General features: G+C 64.6%; 20 protein-coding genes and 1 tRNA gene. 10 read left to right on the top strand and 11 right to left on the bottom strand.

Features of this window, described 5'->3' with window-relative positions; all coding sequences use genetic code 11:
• Positions 1-367: hypothetical protein (locus tag AC2VLV_RS13600; protein WP_486990486.1), on the top strand; the 367-nt coding region annotated here is incomplete at its 5' end.
• On the opposite strand, the gene AC2VLV_RS13595 is transcribed toward AC2VLV_RS13600, so the two are convergent.
• The 10 genes from AC2VLV_RS13595 to AC2VLV_RS13550 form a co-directional block, all read right to left on the bottom strand.
• The gene (locus AC2VLV_RS13595; RefSeq protein WP_486990485.1) at positions 318-1619 is read right to left on the bottom strand and encodes an MFS transporter; all 1302 of its coding nucleotides are present in this window, start codon (positions 1617-1619) and stop codon (positions 318-320) included. The two genes, AC2VLV_RS13600 and AC2VLV_RS13595, sit on opposite strands and share 50 nt — an antisense overlap.
• Positions 1616-2326, bottom strand: coding sequence for a TIGR04282 family arsenosugar biosynthesis glycosyltransferase (locus tag AC2VLV_RS13590; protein ID WP_486990484.1), 711 nt, complete (start codon positions 2324-2326; stop codon positions 1616-1618). The genes AC2VLV_RS13595 and AC2VLV_RS13590 overlap by 4 nt, the downstream gene beginning before the upstream one ends.
• Positions 2323-3027 (bottom strand): glycosyltransferase, encoded by a 705-nt coding sequence (locus tag AC2VLV_RS13585; RefSeq protein ID WP_486990487.1) that lies wholly within the window; start codon positions 3025-3027, stop codon positions 2323-2325. The genes AC2VLV_RS13590 and AC2VLV_RS13585 overlap by 4 nt, the downstream gene beginning before the upstream one ends.
• Positions 3027-4109: a methyltransferase domain-containing protein gene (locus AC2VLV_RS13580; protein WP_486990483.1), complete on the bottom strand. Its 1083-nt coding sequence runs from the start codon at positions 4107-4109 to the stop codon at positions 3027-3029. The genes AC2VLV_RS13585 and AC2VLV_RS13580 overlap by 1 nt, the downstream gene beginning before the upstream one ends.
• Positions 4106-5086, bottom strand: coding sequence for an arsenosugar biosynthesis radical SAM (seleno)protein ArsS (gene arsS / locus AC2VLV_RS13575; protein ID WP_486990482.1), 981 nt, complete (start codon positions 5084-5086; stop codon positions 4106-4108). Before arsS ends, AC2VLV_RS13580 begins: the two co-directional genes overlap by 4 nt.
• A 246-nt stretch (positions 5087-5332) precedes the next feature.
• Entirely contained in the window at positions 5333-7474 is a 2142-nt protein-coding gene (locus tag AC2VLV_RS13570; RefSeq protein WP_486990481.1) for an FAD-dependent oxidoreductase, read from the bottom strand.
• A 141-nt stretch (positions 7475-7615) separates the two neighbouring features.
• On the bottom strand, positions 7616-7741 hold the full coding sequence (locus AC2VLV_RS13565) for a hypothetical protein (protein ID WP_486990480.1): 126 nt from the start codon (positions 7739-7741) through the stop codon (positions 7616-7618).
• A 100-nt stretch (positions 7742-7841) separates the two neighbouring features.
• Positions 7842-8351: an RNA polymerase sigma factor gene (locus tag AC2VLV_RS13560; RefSeq protein WP_486990479.1), complete on the bottom strand. Its 510-nt coding sequence runs from the start codon at positions 8349-8351 to the stop codon at positions 7842-7844.
• A 309-nt stretch (positions 8352-8660) separates the two neighbouring features.
• The gene (locus tag AC2VLV_RS13555) at positions 8661-9275 is read right to left on the bottom strand and encodes a CBS domain-containing protein (protein ID WP_486990478.1); all 615 of its coding nucleotides are present in this window, start codon (positions 9273-9275) and stop codon (positions 8661-8663) included.
• A 247-nt stretch (positions 9276-9522) separates the two neighbouring features.
• The gene (locus tag AC2VLV_RS13550) at positions 9523-10380 is read right to left on the bottom strand and encodes an AraC family transcriptional regulator (protein ID WP_486990477.1); all 858 of its coding nucleotides are present in this window, start codon (positions 10378-10380) and stop codon (positions 9523-9525) included.
• Between the two features lie 114 nt (positions 10381-10494).
• On the opposite strand from AC2VLV_RS13550, the gene AC2VLV_RS13545 reads away from it, so the two are divergent.
• The 9 genes from AC2VLV_RS13545 to AC2VLV_RS13505 all read left to right on the top strand — a co-directional run bounded on the left by AC2VLV_RS13545 (position 10495) and on the right by AC2VLV_RS13505 (position 16987).
• Complete coding sequence (locus AC2VLV_RS13545) at positions 10495-11052, top strand: carboxymuconolactone decarboxylase family protein (protein WP_486990476.1); 558 nt, start codon at positions 10495-10497, stop codon at positions 11050-11052.
• Between the two features lie 93 nt (positions 11053-11145).
• Positions 11146-11571 carry a hypothetical protein gene (locus AC2VLV_RS13540; protein WP_486990475.1) on the top strand — a complete coding sequence of 142 codons (426 nt, stop codon included), beginning with the start codon at positions 11146-11148 and terminating at the stop codon, positions 11569-11571.
• The gene (locus AC2VLV_RS13535; RefSeq protein WP_486990474.1) at positions 11568-12272 is read left to right on the top strand and encodes a haloacid dehalogenase type II; all 705 of its coding nucleotides are present in this window, start codon (positions 11568-11570) and stop codon (positions 12270-12272) included. The genes AC2VLV_RS13540 and AC2VLV_RS13535 overlap by 4 nt, the downstream gene beginning before the upstream one ends.
• Positions 12269-12829 carry a peroxidase-related enzyme gene (locus AC2VLV_RS13530; protein ID WP_486990473.1) on the top strand — a complete coding sequence of 187 codons (561 nt, stop codon included), beginning with the start codon at positions 12269-12271 and terminating at the stop codon, positions 12827-12829. The genes AC2VLV_RS13535 and AC2VLV_RS13530 overlap by 4 nt, the downstream gene beginning before the upstream one ends.
• Positions 12830-13271: 442 nt before the next feature.
• Positions 13272-13685 carry a DUF302 domain-containing protein gene (locus AC2VLV_RS13525; RefSeq protein WP_486990472.1) on the top strand — a complete coding sequence of 138 codons (414 nt, stop codon included), beginning with the start codon at positions 13272-13274 and terminating at the stop codon, positions 13683-13685.
• A gap of 68 nt (positions 13686-13753) precedes the next feature.
• Positions 13754-14485, top strand: coding sequence for a hypothetical protein (locus AC2VLV_RS13520; RefSeq protein ID WP_486990471.1), 732 nt, complete (start codon positions 13754-13756; stop codon positions 14483-14485).
• 410 nt (positions 14486-14895) lie between these two features.
• Positions 14896-15756 (top strand): sterol desaturase family protein, encoded by an 861-nt coding sequence (locus tag AC2VLV_RS13515; RefSeq protein WP_486990470.1) that lies wholly within the window; start codon positions 14896-14898, stop codon positions 15754-15756.
• A gap of 180 nt (positions 15757-15936) precedes the next feature.
• The gene (locus tag AC2VLV_RS13510; RefSeq protein ID WP_486990469.1) at positions 15937-16785 is read left to right on the top strand and encodes a YiiX/YebB-like N1pC/P60 family cysteine hydrolase; all 849 of its coding nucleotides are present in this window, start codon (positions 15937-15939) and stop codon (positions 16783-16785) included.
• A gap of 4 nt (positions 16786-16789) precedes the next feature.
• The gene (locus tag AC2VLV_RS13505) at positions 16790-16987 is read left to right on the top strand and encodes a hypothetical protein (protein WP_486990468.1); all 198 of its coding nucleotides are present in this window, start codon (positions 16790-16792) and stop codon (positions 16985-16987) included.
• Positions 16988-16990: 3 nt separating this feature from the next.
• Here the strand turns inward: AC2VLV_RS13505 and AC2VLV_RS13500 are convergent.
• Positions 16991-17065, bottom strand: a tRNA-Val gene (locus tag AC2VLV_RS13500).
• Between the last annotated feature and the right edge of the window lie 13 nt (positions 17066-17078).

Raw genomic sequence — 17078 nt, 5'->3', positions numbered from 1 at the left:
CTGTAAGGCGATCCGCGATCCGCAGTGCCGCAAGATTGCTACACGATCCCCAGTTACGCCGACACAACGCAAGATGAGTAAGGATTATGCCACCTCGTCGGTCCAATCCATCAGCGGCGCCACGCACAGGCGCCAAGGGCTGGCGACAGCGGGCATCGGCATGGGTGCGGCGGAATTCATGCCACACATTGTCCAGCATCTATCGCAACACAACATCGTGCGTGGCAGGGTCGAGCTTGAATTGCCCATGGTTTCCCAAACATCTCAGAGCCATGGAGAATGGCTAGCTCGACGCGTTCTGGCAGTTCGCTCCCGGTTCAATGCGGCAGTACGCGACGCGCGGTTTCCGGCAGCAACCGCCAGGTGATCGCGGCAGCCAGCAGGCTGGCCAGTGCCACCAGCGCGAATGCCGCGCCGCTACCGTAATGCGCGTCGATGACCGGCAGAAAAAAAGCACCGCTGGCGGCGCCGAGGCGCGAGAATGCCGTGGCGCTGCCCTGCCCACGCGCGCGCAATCGGGTCGGGAACAGTTCGGCGGCCACGATCCAGGTGGTGGTATTCGGTCCTGCGTTGATGAATACCTGCACGGCAGCGAACAGCGCCAGCAGCAGCATGACGTTCGGATGCGCGCCCTGCAGTGCCAGCAGCGCGAACAGCACCGTCATCCCGACAAAACCTATGACCTGCAGGCAACGGCGTCCCAGACGATCGATGGTGGCGTAGGCCAACGCGAAGCCCACCAGCGTCAGTGATGACAGCGCCGCGGTGGTGATGACCACCGTAATCGCGCCACCAATGCGTAGTTGTGTCAGTAAGGTCGGCACCAGCAGCCCGACGCCATACACCGGAAGATCCATCAGAAACCAGGGCAACAGCGCGGCCAGTGTTAGCCGGCGATACGGCGGTGCCAGCAGGCTGCGCGCAGGCAGCGACTCGAGTGTGCGGCCATGACGCCAAGCCGCCGATTCCGGCAGACCGCGCAACAGCACGATCACAAACGTCAACAGCGCGGGCAACGCGCCGGAAGCCAGCATGACGCGCCATGCCAGATGCAGCGGCAACAACTCGATGGACAGCCAGCCTGCCAGCCCCGCCGCCAACGCGCCGACACCCCAGCCACTGAAAGCCAGCGTCATCCACGCGCCGCGATGTTGCGTGGGCGCCATGTCGGCGACGTAGGAGGCGCCAATCGGATAACTGGCACCAATTCCTACGCCGGTCAGCAAGCGCATGATCACCAGTTGCGTCGGGTCTGTGACCAGTGCCGAGGCGATCGCGAACAATGCGATCAGGCTCATGTTGAGCAGCATCGCGACGCGGCGGCCGTAACGGTCGGCGACGTGACCCAGCGTGGCACCACCCAGTAGCATGCCCACGAACGTTGCCGCCAGCACAAGACCTGTCGCGGCCGGCGACGGGTGCAGCGTCGGGCGGATGCCGACCATGGCGATGGCAGCCACGAAGTTGTTGTAGCCCGACAGCAGCAGCCCCAGAAACGCGATCAGTGTGATCGTGTGCAGCTCGCGGGTTACTGCGGCATGCGTGTTTGGGCTCGCCGATGTGGGGGCACATGGCAATTCGAGCGCCAGCGCGCCGCTGCTGGAGATCGGACAGCTCATGCGCGGAACCTCTCGCTGCGCAGCCGACAGCGCGAGGTGCCGGCGCAGCCGTTCGCGAGCCATGCTTGCATCGCACACTGTTGCGCCGTGGGCTGCGGCAATGCCGCCAGTGCTGCCTGTACGTGGAGGAGGTCCTCCGCGCGATCGACATCGTGCAAGCATGCAAGCTGTGCAACCGCGCCCAGCGGCTGTAGCCGCGCGAGAAACTGCGTTGCGGTATCCGCTTGCGAGTAACGCACCGTGGTCCACAGCCAACCCGGCAGCGGCAGACGCCCGCCAAACAACCAGAAACCACCGTCATACGCTGGCCCTAGTGCGAACGGCGTGTCGGGTTGATCCAGCGCGGCCAGCGCGGTGCGCAATAGCGCGACGCTGACCTGCGGGATATCCACGCCGATCAGCAGCACGCGACCGTGGTGGCGCTGCAGTTCCGCGTACACGTTTCGCATGCGAGGGCCCAATTCACCCTCGCCCTGCCACAGCATGGGAAAACCATGCCACGAGGTAGGCGCCAGTGCCGCTTGTTCGGCGACAGCCCAATACGGCACCACGGCCGGCATGAGGCTGCCTGCCACCTCGGCCACGCAGGCCGCCGCGCGAAGGTGGAACGTCTCCGCAGCCGTGGTTCCGATGCGCTCGGCGAGCCGCGTCTTGACCGGACTCAAACCCGGGGTCTTGGCGAAGATCGCCAGCGCGGTGGTGCTCATGGTCGCGCCATCCCGCGTGCACGCCGCCAGCCGTGCCAAGCCTGCCATGCGGTCCGTGCGACATGCCGCGCCGTGGTGCGTAACCAGCCATCGCGCGCATACTTGCGCGCGCTCGTGGTCAGCGTGGCCGGCAACGCGCGCAGCCGCACGCCGCGCGCGCGCAACGCCCACACCAGTAGATGGTCCTCGCCATGTAGCATGGTTTCGTCATAGGCGCCTGCGGCGAGGAACGCCTCGCGCTCGATCACCAACCCTTGGTCGCCGAACGGCATGCGCAGTCCCTGCGCGCGCAGGTTGGCTCCCAGCGCATTCAGCCGCGTCAACCCAGGGCCATCGTCGGCAAACGCCAGCTGGAAATAACCCAGCGTGCCGTGCGCGGTGATGATGAAGCGCCGCAACACCGACAGCGCCTCTTCATCCAGCGCCGTGTCGGCATGTAGAAACCACAGCCAGCGGCCGCGCGCATTGTTGGCGCCGAGGTTGAGCTGGCGCGCGCGTCCTGGCGCGCTTCTCAGGACGCGCAGCATGGCGTCGCCACTCCAGCCATCGACGGTCGCGAGGGCAGCACTACCTGCATCCACCAGAACGATCTCGCTGTCTGCGGACAATCCGCAAAGCTGCGCCAGCAACGCAGCCCCTGCCGTCTCGCCAGGCGCCAGCGGCACGATGACCGATAGCAGTGGCGCGCGATTACGGGCCATCAGCAGCAACCAGGACCACAGGTTTTGTCCGCTTTGTCGCCGCGCCCCGCCGGGGTACAGTCAAAGAGCCCAAAATGGGTGCTCTTGCCGCCGCTGATACTGAAGTGCGGGGCATAGCGACTGCCGCCGAGCATATCGGCGCTGTTGCCGCATACGCGTAGCGGCCGCCCGGTCTCGAACAGGTGGTGGTCGTCCAGCGCAAAGCGATGCGGATGTTCCGGCAGTGTGCCGAGATACGTGGCGGTCTGGCCGTAGTCCTCGCAGCGATCTTCCAGCGGCAATTTGAAGGCGCGCCAGGTGATCGACTCGAAATGCGCGAAGCCGATGCGCTGTTCGATCGCCTCGTCGGTGAGTACGATCGGACTGCGCGCACACACGCGCGCATCGGCAACGCCGAGCTCGCTCAGCAGGCGACGGAAATCCTCCAGATACAGCGCACCAGCCAGGCACTCGCCCAGCAGCAGTGGATCGGCCAGCAGCGCCCGCGGCAACCGCCGGTCGCTGTAGACATCGGAGAAATACAGCTCGCCGCCGGGCTTGAGCACGCGGAACACCTCGGCGAACGCGCGTCGCTTGTCCGGCACCAGGTTCAACACGCAGTTGGAGACCACCACGTCGACCGATGCATCGGCAATATCCAGCGCCGCCAGATCGGCCAGGTCGCCGAGGTGAAACTCGACGTTGGAGCGTGCGTAGCCGAAGGCCTGCGCATGGTATTCGCGGTGGCGCTCGGCCACGGCCAGTTGCTGTGCGGTCATGTCGATGCCGATCACCCGGCCCTGCTCGCCCACCAGCTTCGACAGCAGATAAGCGTCGCGCCCGCTGCCGCAGCCCAGGTCCAGCACGGTCGCACCCTCCAGCGCCGGCGGCAGCGGCGAGCCGCAACCGTAGAAGCGCTCGGTCACTTCCGGATGCAGCTGGCGCAGGATCGCGCGCAGGTGCGCAGGCATCGCCTCGATGCTGCAGCAGGCGGTCGTGCGCAGGTCCTGGCTGGAGGCGAGGGTCTCGCCGTAGTACTGGCGCACGGCCGCCTGCTGCGCGTCGGCCGCGGTGCCGGTGTCATGGTCCAGGGTCATGTTCATGTCAGCGATCCTCCACAGGAGCTGCCCGCACCAGCGGTGCAGCCATAGCAATGATTGGCAAAGGCGATCGGGCCGCGCTCGACGTCGGTCAGCGCGGCGATGTCCCACAGCGTGCGCGAATGTCCGGCCAACGGCAGCTCCAGCGCCTGGTTGAAATCGCAGTCGTACAACTGGCCGTCCCAGCTCACCGACAGCAGGTTGCGGCACATCACGCCGAGCGCGGCCTGCGGGTTGAACGCATCGAGCAGGGTCTGCATGTAGCGCTCGTGGCGGCCCTCGCGTTCGAGCAGGTGCAGGAAGCGCTTGATCGGCATGTTCGTGATGGTGTACAGGCGGTTGAAGACGATGCCGAAGTGCTCGGCCAGCTCTCGCCGGTAGGTCGCTTCCAGCCCCGCCTGCGCCGGCGGCAAGCTGGCGCCCAGCGGGTTGTAGACCAGGTCCAGTTCAAGCCCTGAATCCGGCTGCCCGTAACCCAGTGCGTTGAGCTGGCGCAGGGCGCGCAGACTGGGGTCGAACACATGCTTGCCGCGTTGCTGTTCGACGTTGGCCTTGCTGTAGCACGGCAGCGAGGCGACCACCTTGACGCCCTGAGCGGCCAGGAACTCGGCGGTGTCCTCCTGCCCGGGGCGGAACAGCACGGTGAGATTGCAGCGGTCGATGACGGTCTTGCCCAGCGCGCGCGCTTCGCGCACCAAGGTGCGGAAATGCGGATTGAGCTCGGGCGCGCCGCCGGTGAGGTCGACGGTATGCACGCGCGGCGCGTCGGCGAGCAACTCGAGGATGCGCTCCACCGTGGCCGTCTGCATGATCTCGGTGCGCTTGGGGCCGGCCTCGACGTGACAGTGATGGCAAGCCAGGTCGCACAGCTTGCCGACGTTGACCTGCAGGATTTCCAGTGGCGTGCGCGGCAGGCTCAGGCCATGCTCGCGCAGGCTGCGGGCGAAGGACAGTTGCGGTGGTGAGACAACAGCGTTCACGGGACGATCTCCCGCTGAGGCTGACTGGCGGCGAACGGCTCGTGATCCGTGCCGCAACCCCAGGCACGCCAGTAGCCTGTCCGCTGTCGTACCGATTCGATGAAGTCGTTGGGCATGAATTGAACGTGCTCTTCGATAGAGTTGGATTTATTCGGAACGATGGGTCGTCTTCCTGCAGCCCAATAGAGGCGTGCAACACGGTAAAAGATTCATCGTTGATCCCGCGCGACGACGCGACCATCCGCCTCAGCCGCGCCGCCACGCGTGGTAGCGGGCCAGCCAGCCGAGCACCCGCTCCGGCGCATGCGCCTTCTTCCAGTTGCCTGCCGCGTACTTGTTCGCCTCGGCCCAGGTCGGGTAGGCGTGGATGGTGCCGAGGATCTTGTTCAGACCGAGCCCATGGCGCATCGCCAGCACGAACTCGGCCAGCATCTCGCCCGCGTGCTGGCCCACGATGGTGGCGCCGAGGATGCGGTCCTTGCCGGGCACGGTGAGGACCTTGAGGAAGCCGTGCGCGCGGTCCTCGGTAATCGCGCGGTCGAGGTCGTCCAGGTCGTAGCGGGTGACTTCGTACGCGATGTCCTGCGCTTTAGCCGCGCGTTCGTTCAGGCCGACCCGCGCCACTTCCGGATCGACAAAGGTGACAGCCGGGATCACGCTGTAATCGGCACGGAATCGCTTGAACTGGCCAAACAGCGCGTTGACTGCGGCGTACCAGGCCTGATGCGCCGCCACATGGGTGAACTGGTACGGCCCGGCCACGTCGCCGCAGGCATAGATGTTGGGGTACAGCGTGGCAAGGTAGGCGTCGGTGTCGACCGTGCCGGTGGCGGGAATGCCCAGCTCGTCCAGCCCGAAACCCGCGATACGCGGCTGCCGTCCCACGGCAACCAGCAGGGTGTCGAAGGGCTGGCGCAGGCGTTCGGCACCGATCTCGCAGACCAGCACTTTCTCTCCGCCGTCGCGCTCGATCGCCACGCTCCGGCAGCCGGTGTGCACGGTGACCCCATCAGCACTCAGGCGAGCGCGGACGAAGGCCGAGACCTCGTCGTCCTCGCGCTCCAGCAACCGCGCGTGACGCTGCACCTGGGTCACCCGCGAGCCGAGTCGAGCGAACGCCTGCGCCAGCTCGCAACCGATCGGCCCGCCGCCGAGCACCAGCAGTCGGCCGGGGCGCTCGCGCAACTGCCACAGGGTATCGGACGTGAGGTAGCCAGATTCGGCCAGCCCAGGGATCGACGGAACGCGCGGCTCCGCACCGCTGGCGATCACGATGGCGCGTGTGGAGATCGGCTTGCCGTCCACCTCCACCACCCACGGCGAGACGATGCGTGCGTGGCCACGCTGCACGTCCACGCCCATGGCGCGATAGCGCTCTACCGAATCGTGCGGCGCCACTGTCTCCACGGCGCGCTGCACGTGCTCCATCGCGGCGCGAAAGTCCACCCGGACTTCGCCGACATGGACGCCCGCAGCGCCCGCCGAGCGCGCCTGCACCGCCAGTCGCGCCGCGTGGATGAGTGCCTTCGACGGCACACAGCCGGTATTGAGGCAATCGCCGCCCATTTGGTGCTGCTCGATCAGGGTGACCTTGGCACGCACCGTGGCGGCAATGTACGCGCTGACCAACCCGGCCGAGCCGGCGCCGATCACCACGAGGTTGCGGTCGAAGCGCTTCGGCTTCGGCCAGCGCGCGTACAGCTGCCGCGCTTCGCCTCGGGCCACAACCCAGCGTGCAATCAGCGGGAACACCCCGAGCAGCGCGAAGGAACCGATGATCCGCGGCGACAGGATGCCCAACAGCGAGTGCAGGCTGGCCAGTTGGGTGCCGGCGTTCACGAACACCACCGTGGCCGCCAGCATGCCGAGCTGGCTGATTGCGTAGAACGTCCGCACCGGCAGCGTGGTCAGGCCCATCAGCAGGTTAACCACGAAGAACGGGATCACCGGCACCAGCCGCAGCGTGAACAGGTAGAACGCCCCCTCACGCTGCATGCCTTCATTGATCACCTGCAGACGCTTGCCGAAGCGCTGCTGCACGGCATCGCGCAGCACGAACCGGCTGGCCAGGAACGCCAGTGTGGCGCCGACGCTGGAGGCGAACGACACCAGCAGCGTGCCTTCGAGCAAGCCGAACACCGCCCCACCGGCCAGAGTCAGCAGCGTGGCGGCGGGCAGCGATAGCGCAGTAACCATCACGTACAGTGCAAAGAAGCCTCCGGCAAGCCGCCACGGATGTGCCTGCCGGTAGCCGTCCAGCGCCTGCTGGCTGGCCTTCAGCGCCTCCAGCGTGAACCGGTGCTGCCAGCCCATCGCGAAGAACGCGACGACCGCGCCGAGCAGTGCCATGACGATCAACCAGCGCAGGAGCGTGGTGCTTTTCTTCATACACAACAGGCCTTGGTGGACGCATGGTGGGCCGAAAAAGCAACAGCGTCGCCAACTCGCGACACCGTCATGGATCGATACGGGACGTCAGGCCGCGGCGGTCGAGCGCACGGGGGCCGCTTACGAAGGTAGTGCGGCACCCTAGATCAGGTGCAGCGCCATGATCGCCACCGACGCCTTCATGCCCATCTTCATACCGAACAGACCAGCGCCGGTCATCCGAATCGGCATCGATAGCGCAACCGTGGCGACATAACCGCCAATCATGGTGTGTAGAGATAAACAGCCATGGATCTCTTCCCATGAGCGATGGTCCTGTCATGTATTTCCGCGGCTCAGGGCCAGGCCTGCTGGCATCAGCGACCGATCAATCCTTTAGATACTCCCGCACCATCTGTCGGCCACGGTGGATGCGGCTCTTGACCGCCTCGCGGGTCAGCAGCAGCTGGTCGGCGATCTCGCTGATCGAGAACTCCTCGAAATCGCGCAAGATGATGGCCTCGCGGTATTTCTCCGGCAGCGATTGGATCGCGGCGGCGAGATCACTGCGCAGTTCGAAACGGTCGCTGTAGATCAGCCCAGGCAGGTTCTCGTTCTCGGTGGCCTTCTCGTCATGCATGCTCCGCCACAGGCGATGGCACTCGTGTCGCACGATCGAGAATACCCAGGCTGGGAAGGCGGTCACTGTGCGCAATGCACCGATGCGGCGGTAGATCAGCAGCAGCGATTCCTGCACCGCATCGTCCGGATCGACACTGCTGGAGCATTGCGACTGCGCGATGCGGTGCAGGCTGGGGCGACATTGCGCCAACAGCTTCTCGACCGCCACGCTATCGCCCAAGCGAGCCGATTCGAGTAATTGGGGATCGTGTCGCATGGCGTCCTCAGGGTATCGTGACTGGTGACATGAAAGAACATGTCACTCTTTAGTGAGTTGCCCAATGGCAAAAAGGATTCATGCCGCCGATCGACTTCGACAAGGCAACCGGACGCGGCATCGCCGCGCCCGCCTGGAAACTGAAGAATACGTGGTGCCAGAGCTGCGGCAGGCGAATGCCCGTCACGGCCACTCAGGCGCCGCGGTCGAAATCTGTGCCCTGATGCTGGTGTGCCGATACGTAGGACAGGCCTACATCGGGCTGCACCGCGATGCCGTTCGATAAGCGTGTGGTACCCATCGCAAGCGCTATCGACCCTGCTCCATAGACAAGGGGAACATCGCCGTCTCCATCTCGATCAGGGCAGCCGAAGCATGGGCCTGTGGGATACCAAGCCTTCGCTCGATCTCGGTTCGAGAGAACAATCCGCGAATCATCGTGTGCTCATCATCTTGCCGATCCGTGACCAGGAGATGGGTTTGCCGAGTCTCGCGAAAAACCTCCAGGAGATCGCTCATCCGTGCTTTGCGGACATCTTCAAGCCGCAGGGTCGGCAAGCTTTCCATGGGGGTCATGATGTCCGCCACCTCGATGTCCTCGTGCCGGCATTTCGGATGAGGGCAGTCGGAGCCCCGCAAAAACTGAAGTGGCTTCTGGCCTTGAATATCGTAGGCCGTGACCAGCCCGATCATGCGCCCTTCGGTCATGACCAGCAGCGTGCGGACACGCGCACCGACCATGTTCTGAAGGGCGACATCGATTTTTTGTTCCGGCGCAACCGTGACTGGGCAGACCCAGTGAAAATCCACCATGGCGGCCACTGCGGGGGCGTCGTCGGTCAGCGGTGTTTCTTCGTGCGTGCGGCACTGGGAGACAGCAACGGGGGCGTTATTGACATGGGTGGCAACAGGACGGAATGACATCAAGAGAACCTCGCTCTAAATGTTGGAAGCCGCATCGGTCAGATCAGGCCGGCTCATCGCGAGTCGAATGTCCGGGCCGAACCAGCGCAGTCAGTCGATCCACGATGGGTGAGGACGCGCGCAGCAGATCCGGAAGGCTGGAATTCACGACCCGGGAATGCGTGGGAATGGCCACAAATTTCTGGCTGCCGTGCAACGCCCGCACTCGTATAGAGCAGGCGTACATGCCAAAGGATTCAACGCCGTTTCAGCGCATTCGTGCCGCGCCCGGCGAACAACCGTAGATACGCTTGAAGGCACGACTAAATGCCGCCTCGGTGGCGTAGCCGATCAGTGCCGCCGCTTCGACCACGCTGATTCCGCGCTCGGTCAGTGCCGATTTCGCCAATTGCATGCGTAGGCGGGTGAGATAGTCCTTCGGCGTGATACCCACCGAGTGGGCGAAGCGCCGTGCAAAGGCCGCACGCGAGAGATGGCCGTGGCCGGCGAGGTTGGCTACCGTCCAGACTCGACCCGGCTGATGGTGTATCGCCAGCAGCGCAGGGCCGACGTGCGGATCGGACAACCCCTGCAGCAGGCCGCGTTGCACGCTGCCGTCGGCCAGGCACTGGCGCACCGCATACATGAACAGCGCATCCGAAAGCTTGTCCATCAGCGCGGTCGAGCCAGGAGCCTGGTTCTCCGCCTCGGCGACGATCAGGCCGAGCAGCGATGCCGGCGTGCCCGCCGCCATGCTCCGGTCCTCCACGGACGCGCCACGTAGCAGCAGTGATGTCGGCAGCGACGCCAACAACACCGCCGACAGCGGCGAGTCGAATTCGAAATAGCCGCATAGCAGCAACGTGGCATCGGCAGCCTGTGCGCCCGGCATCGACACCAGCACGTGGTCGCATGGTGCCGTGAAGATCACTGCATCGCCCGCATGCAATTCGGCGTCGACCGCGGCGCCGGTCGTCCGCAGCAGGCATTGCCCACTGGCCACGAGGTGAAACATGGCTTTGCGCTCGTACTCGGCGTCCACCTCCCAGCGGCCGCAGTGGGTACTGCGGTGGAACAACCGCGTCTGAAGATGCAGGTGGCGCATCAATTCGCTCAGCGGGTCCACGCGGTCTCCAGATCAAGACGATCGGGCAAGTATGCACGCGCTGCGGACATGGTCGCATCAGAAGTGCTCGCCCACAATTCTGATCACTTCCCCCATCCCCAAGGAGCACTCGCTATGAGCCACTTCCCGCAACACACCCTTGAATCCGCTCCGGAGGCCGCCCGCGCCAAACTTCAGGCTGGCAAGGATCGCATCGGCTTCGTGCCCAACCTCTACGCACACATGGCCGAGGCGCCAACCGTGCTGGACGCGTATTTCGACCTCTCGGCCCACTTCGACAAGACCTCTTTCAACCCGGTCGAGCGCCAGGTGATCATGCTCGCCGCCAGCGCCGAGAACGGCTGCGAGTTCTGCGTGGCGGTGCACTCGATGATGGCACGCAAGATGGCCAAGGCACCCGATGCGGTGGTCGACGCGCTGCGCGCACGCGGCACGCTGCCCGATCCGAAACTGCAGGCGCTTGCCGCGTTCACCCGCGCCATGGTGCAGGAACGCGGATGGGTGACCGGCGCGCCGCTGGAGGCATTCCTGGCGGCCGGCTACACCCCGCGCCAGGCGCTCGAAGTGGTGCTGGGCGTCACCATGAAGACGCTCAGCAACTATGCCAACCATCTCACCGGCACCACCGTGAACCAGGAATTCGCCGACGAGGCGTGGACCCGTCCACAGTAACCTCAACACCGCGCTCGCCACGGCCCGTCCGCCCGGCAGCTGGGCAACCTGCTGAGCGACCAGCGCCGCACCTGCCGCAAAGAGGCTCCTTCGATGACCGACAACGAACGCTTGGCTGTCTCGCTGCTTCTGCTGAGGCTTTCGGTGTTCCTGGTGATGCTGATGTGGACGCTGGACAAGTTCCTGCGCCCGCAGCATGCCGCCGGGGTGTTCGAGCACTTCTACGCCATGGGCGGACTGGGCAGCGCGGTCTTCTACGTGCTCGGTACGCTTGAGCTGCTCCTTCTGCTGGCCTTTGTCGCCGGTATCGCGCGGCGCTTCAGCTACGGCGCGGTGTTGGCCTTGCACGCGGCGTCGACGCTCTCCGCGTGGCGGCAATACCTGCATCCGCAAGACGGGGTGAACCTGCTGTTCTTCGCCGCCTGGCCGATGCTCGCCGCTTGCGTGGCGCTGTACTTGCTGCGCGAGCACGATCGTTACACGCTGGGTCGCCGCGCGACGGTGGGCACCGTTCGATGAGCGCGGTGCGTCCGGTCGTCGCGGTGTTCGACGCCTACGGCACGCTGTTCGACGTGCATTCGGCGGTGGCGCGACTGGCCGACGCGATCAGCCCGGAGGCGCCGAGGATCTCTGCACTGTGGCGGCAGAAGCAGCTCGAATACAGCTGGACCCACGCGCTGATGCAGCGCTACGTGGATTTCTGGCAGTTGACGCAGCATGCGCTGGACTTCGCGTTGGCCAGCGCAGGAGTAGCTGATCCGCAGGTACGCACGCAACTGCTGGACGCCTATCGCACGCTCGACGCCTACCCGGAGGTAGCCGTGGTGCTGGATGCCTATCGCCGCGCCGGCGTGCGCGTGGCCGTATTTTCCAACGCCACGCCGACCATGCTCGATCAGGCCCTCGATGCCGCGCAGTTGCGAGACCACGTCGATGCGGTGTTCTCGGTGCACGCGTTGGCGCGCTACAAGCCCGACCCGCGCGTGTACGATGCGGCGGCCAAGGCGTTCGGCGCTGCCGCCGGTGTCATTGCGTTCCACTCCTCCAATGCATGGGACGCCGCCGGCGCTGCCGCCAGCGGCTGGTGTGCGCGCTGGATCAACCGCAGCGGCATGCCAGCCGAATATCCGTCACTGACGGTGCCGGTGGTGCGCAACCTGACCGAAGCCTGGCAGGCCTTTCTCGACCACGATCAGCCCGGGGAGGCGACCGCGCGATGAGCTGGATCCACGAAGTACCTCAAGACAAGGCCGATGCGAGCCTGCGTCCGATCTATGCGGCGATCACGCAGCAGCGTGGCAAGGTGGCGCGCATCCTCAGCGTGCAGAGTCTCGATCCGCCAGCGCTGCAGCACCATCTGGACTTGTACATGGCGCTGATGTTCGCGCCCGGGCCGCTCAGCCGCCGGGAGCGCGAGGCGCTCGCGGTCACCGTGTCGGCCGCCAACGGCTGCGCCTACTGCGTGGCGCACCACCTCGAACCGCTGCGACGCTACGAGAAGAACCCGGCGATTCTCGACGCGATTCGCGAGGCTCCGGACACGTTGGCCGACTTGCGCCTTCGCGCCATGCTGCTGTACGCGCGCATGCTCACCACGCAACCGGCCGCCATGCGCCAGGGGCACGTGCAGGCGCTGCGCGATGTAGGGCTGGATGATGCACAGATCCTGCGCGTCGGCGAGATCACCGCCTACTTCAATTTCGTCAACCGCCTCGCGCTCGGGCTGGGTGTGCAGGTCGACGACGAGGACATCGCCGGCTACCGCGACGGCGGATGAATCCCGGAGTCGGTGTCCGTGTCACTTTCTGCTGAATCGCAACGCGCATGATGTCTGCACCCACAATCTTCAATCGCTTTTCCAGTGCAGTGCCTCTTTAACCGAGAACACCGCACATCCGCGCCACATGGCCTGGAACCCTGCAGAACCCCTCTGCCCGCACCGATCATCGCCGCGGATATGAGCGCCCTTACCACAGGCTTGTGCATGCCCGACCGCATGGATTTCGCGATTTGGGTGTGAATCCTTTGCCATGGTGGGTAGCTCTATCACATAGCGTCACGGCCTGGCGAGCTGCGCGGAATCTCTGTCCTCATACCCGCAGCTCGACCCCACCCGGCCGTGGCGTGATTTTAATTTTTCCCACTCAGGAGCAAACACGATGAGCACATCCAACCGTTTCATGCCTTCCCTGCTGGGCGCGCTGGCGATCGGCGCCGGCATGGCCATCGCCGCCCCCGCCTTTGCCGCAGGCAGCCAGTTCATCAAGATTGAATCGCATCGAGGTTTCAGCGCCACGGTCAGTGCGCTCAAGGAAGCCGTCAGCAGCAATCAGATGATGGTCATGGGCAACATCAATCAGGCACGTATGTTGTCGATGACCGGATTGAAACTCGAAGGCGCCGAGAGTTTCCTGATCGGCAACGCGCAAGCGGCGAAGATGGCCTTTTCGATGAATTCTGCGGTCAGCGCCGCGCTTCCTGTGCGCGTATCCGTATGGGCCGATCACGGCAAGACGTTCATCGGTTACTTCCAGCCCTCGTCGCAACTTGAACAGATTGGTCCCGGCTTCAACATGATGGGCAACATGCTCGACGAAAAGCTCGACATGATCACTCAGGCTGCCGCCAAGTGAGCCTGCGCGGGGCGCGCATGAGATCGGGCGCGCCCCGCTTGACCTGTCGATCGAACGAGGAAGACGCCATGTTCAAATTCCGCAACCTTTCCATGGGTGAGGCGCTGGCGACCGCCATAGCGCTGATCGCCGCCTCGGTTTCACCCTTGGCTTTCACCTATGCGGCAACCGGTGCCACCACGATGAGTGTGTTGGCGCCGCGATTGATATTGCCTGCGCTTCTGGTCTGGATCGCGCTGGTTCTGGTGGTGGCGCCATGGATGGGCTGGCGGCGTCTGGCGTCGGCCGGCCGGTTGGCGTTGCTCGGCGGCGTGCTTGGCGTGATCGTCATGGAAGTCGTGCGCATCATCGGCTTCCGCGTGTTTCATGGCATGCCAGGATCGCTGCCGATGCTGATCGGCGTGCTGATCACCAATCGTTTCATGGAAGGCCCCGACTGGCTGTCCAACCTGCTGGGCTGGGGCGACCACTTCTGGAATGGCATCGGCTTCGTGTTCATCTACTACGCGGTATTCGGACGCCAGCGCTGGTGGGTCGGCATGATCTACGCCTTGGCCATTGCCACGGTCTTCATGCTCAGCCCGGTGATGAATCTGCTTGGCGTGGGCATCTTCGGACACGAGTTCGCACCGGTGAAGTTTCCTCTGACCGTTTACCTCGCCCACCTGGTTTACGGCGCGATGCTGGGTTGGGTCGGTCAACGCGCGGCATCGACGCCCAACAATCTGCTCAGCGACCTGTTTGGCTGGCCAGCGCTGCGGACCGAGTTCAGGCCCGGCACACAGGCACAGCAGCACTGAGCACCTGCGGGCCATGGAGACGCTTCAGATGCATGACCACCAAGTTCCGAACGATTTGAAGAACCGCTGCGGCACAGATGAGTTGTGCCGCAGCAACGAGCACTCAAGCGCATGTCGTGACAAAGGCGACGAAGATCAACCGCGCCTGCTTGTTTTCAAACTGCGACAGGATGCCCGGTCTACGGACTGATCTTCAGAGGTTGGATTCATGCTTGTCCGATTCCTTTCTGCGACTTCGTCAACCGTCAAGCGCTCGGATCGGATGTGCGACCGGATAACGAGGATGTGGCTGGCTGCTGCGAACAGGCATAAATCACGGCAATGATCTCCGCATCGCTCAGACGCGTGGCGGACACCGGATACAGCGCCAGAGCTGCAAATCACCAGGCAACAAGGTCAAAACAATCCCCATGTCTGCATCGCTGCTCCAGCACGCATCATTGATCCGGTTCGGCGCGTTCGCCCTGGTGTTCGTCGTGATGGCTCTTTGGGAGCTGGCCGCGCCGCGGCGGTCACAGCCGCTCGGCCGTCGCCGGCGCTGGCCCGGCAACCTGGGCGTGGTGGTCGTCGATGCGTTGCTGGTGCGGCTGCTGGTGCCAGCCACTGCAGTGGCGGTGGCGGTGCTTGCGACGCAACGGGGCTGGGGACTGTGGCCAACCGTGCAAGCGCCGACGTGGCTGGCGGTAATCGGTTCGATCGTGCTGCTGGATTTGGCCATCTATCTGCAGCACGTGCTATTCCACGCGGTACCGGCGTTGTGGCGGCTGCATCGCATGCATCACACCGACCTGGAACTGGATGTCACCAGCGGTGCGCGCTTCCATCCGCTAGAAATCCTGCTCTCGCTAGGCATCAAGCTGGCGGTGGTCGCGGCGCTGGGCGCGCCTGCGGTGGCGGTGCTGATGTTCGAGGTATTGCTCAACGCCACTTCGATGTTCAACCACGGCAACGTCCGCATGCCAGCGTGGCTGGATGGCATGCTGCGCCTGCTGCTAGTGACGCCGGACATGCACCGTGTGCACCACTCGTGGCTGCCGCACGAAACCAACTCCAACTTTGGTTTCAACCTATCCTGCTGGGACCGCCTGTTCGGCACATATTGCGCTCAGCCGCATGATGGCCACGCGAACATGACGATCGGCATCAACCAGTTTCGGGATCCGCGCGAGCTTCGTCTCGACCGCATGCTGTGGCAGCCGCTGCGCGAACCGGCGAACAGTTACCCGATCAATGCGCGCCCGGAGCACACCGATGGTTCGAACATGCCGTGAACGGCCGCGAAAGCGGCGTGGGCACTTGGGGCCTGGCATGAGCGGCCTGCCCGCGAGGGGCCATATTCGAGCGACGCGCCGGATCTTTGCCTATCGCTGCGCATCTACGGATGGAAATGGGGGCAATCATGAAGCCTTGCGGCAAGGATCACGCGTGCGATCCATCGCCTGGGCTGGCACATGAACAACCTACTGCGCGTGGTCGGCCGCTGGCTGGCGAGGTACCTCAACCAGCCCACCCGAGGACCCTATCCGCATCCGCCCGCCGACCTGTCCGCGCTGCGACAACTGCTGCAACCGGGTGACGTGTTGCTGGTGGAGGGTAACCGACGCATCAGCACGGCGATCAAATACCTGAGCCAGTCGACCTGGTCGCATGCAGCCATCTGCATCGGTACGCGACCGTCGCAGCTAGGCGCTGCTCCCAAGCCGGCCTTCGTCGAGGCCGACACCGAGGCGGGCGTGCACGTGGTCGGACTGGACGCCTTTAAGGGCTTGCATGTGAGGCTGTGTAGGCCGATCGGCCTGACCTCAGCAGACGCCGCCCGGGTGGTGGACTACGTCTGCTTGCGCATCGGCGATCGCTACGATCTCAAGAATGTCTTCGATCTGGCCCGCTACCTGCTCCCCACGCCACCGGTACTCTCGCGCTGGCGCCGCCGCATGCTGGCACTGGGCAGTGGCGACCCGACGCGCGCCATCTGCTCGTCGCTGATCGCCGAAGCATTCCAGTCGGCGCATTTTCCGATCCTGCCGCTGATCACCAGCATTCCCGATGCGTCTGGCGCCTGCGTCGATTGCGTGCGCGAGCTGTTGCGTATCCGCCACCACAGCCTGTTCGTGCCACGCGACTTCGACGTGTCGCCTTATTTCGCTATCGTCAAGCCCAACATGGTCAATGGCTTCGATTACCGCACGCTGGCATGGGACGCCGAGTTGGCCTCGCCATCGTCAAACGATCGCCGCACACGCCGCGTGGCCGCACGCCGACTTGGTGATCAAGCCCAGCGTCAGCGCCGGCTCGCGTGACACCATGCGCCACAGCGCCGCTGCACGGCGCGGCGAGACCGCGCTGCTGTTTTTCGAGGGTGTGTTCAGCCACGCCATCCGCAAAGGGCCATTGCTGGCAGCCAACACCGCGGCAACGCGCGCGCTGGCGGTCGAGTGGTTACGGCGGCTCTCGACGCCTACCTTGACAAAAAACCAAGAGATAAGGATTACGACCAATTGATTTTGGTGGGCGGTATAGGGATCGAACCTATGACTCCTGCCGTGTGAAGGCAGTGCTCTACCGCTGAGCTAACCGCCCGCGAGCGGCGCAG

This window comes from Thiomonas sp. TH-17, assembly GCF_057473305.1.
Note: the sequence above shows the minus strand (reverse complement) of the source record. Positions and strands in the feature narration are given on the sequence as shown.

Bases quoted from the DNA above. Each gene is read 5' to 3' on its own strand.
- AC2VLV_RS13595 (WP_486990485.1), bottom strand. From the start codon at position 1,619: ATGAGCTGTCCGATCTCCAGCAGCGGCGCGCTGGCGCTCGAATTGCCA.
- AC2VLV_RS13590 (WP_486990484.1), bottom strand. From the start codon at position 2,326: ATGAGCACCACCGCGCTGGCGATCTTCGCCAAGACCCCGGGTTTGAGT.
- AC2VLV_RS13585 (WP_486990487.1), bottom strand. From the start codon at position 3,027: ATGGCCCGTAATCGCGCGCCACTGCTATCGGTCATCGTGCCGCTGGCG.
- AC2VLV_RS13580 (WP_486990483.1), bottom strand. From the start codon at position 4,109: ATGAACATGACCCTGGACCATGACACCGGCACCGCGGCCGACGCGCAG.
- AC2VLV_RS13570 (WP_486990481.1), bottom strand. From the start codon at position 7,474: ATGAAGAAAAGCACCACGCTCCTGCGCTGGTTGATCGTCATGGCACTG.
- AC2VLV_RS13565 (WP_486990480.1), bottom strand. From the start codon at position 7,741: ATGATTGGCGGTTATGTCGCCACGGTTGCGCTATCGATGCCGATTCGG.
- AC2VLV_RS13560 (WP_486990479.1), bottom strand. From the start codon at position 8,351: ATGCGACACGATCCCCAATTACTCGAATCGGCTCGCTTGGGCGATAGC.
- AC2VLV_RS13555 (WP_486990478.1), bottom strand. From the start codon at position 9,275: ATGTCATTCCGTCCTGTTGCCACCCATGTCAATAACGCCCCCGTTGCT.
- AC2VLV_RS13545 (WP_486990476.1), top strand. From the start codon at position 10,495: ATGAGCCACTTCCCGCAACACACCCTTGAATCCGCTCCGGAGGCCGCC.
- AC2VLV_RS13540 (WP_486990475.1), top strand. From the start codon at position 11,146: ATGACCGACAACGAACGCTTGGCTGTCTCGCTGCTTCTGCTGAGGCTT.
- AC2VLV_RS13535 (WP_486990474.1), top strand. From the start codon at position 11,568: ATGAGCGCGGTGCGTCCGGTCGTCGCGGTGTTCGACGCCTACGGCACG.
- AC2VLV_RS13530 (WP_486990473.1), top strand. From the start codon at position 12,269: ATGAGCTGGATCCACGAAGTACCTCAAGACAAGGCCGATGCGAGCCTG.
- AC2VLV_RS13525 (WP_486990472.1), top strand. From the start codon at position 13,272: ATGGCCATCGCCGCCCCCGCCTTTGCCGCAGGCAGCCAGTTCATCAAG.
- AC2VLV_RS13520 (WP_486990471.1), top strand. From the start codon at position 13,754: ATGTTCAAATTCCGCAACCTTTCCATGGGTGAGGCGCTGGCGACCGCC.
- AC2VLV_RS13515 (WP_486990470.1), top strand. From the start codon at position 14,896: ATGTCTGCATCGCTGCTCCAGCACGCATCATTGATCCGGTTCGGCGCG.
- AC2VLV_RS13510 (WP_486990469.1), top strand. From the start codon at position 15,937: ATGAACAACCTACTGCGCGTGGTCGGCCGCTGGCTGGCGAGGTACCTC.
- AC2VLV_RS13505 (WP_486990468.1), top strand. From the start codon at position 16,790: ATGCGCCACAGCGCCGCTGCACGGCGCGGCGAGACCGCGCTGCTGTTT.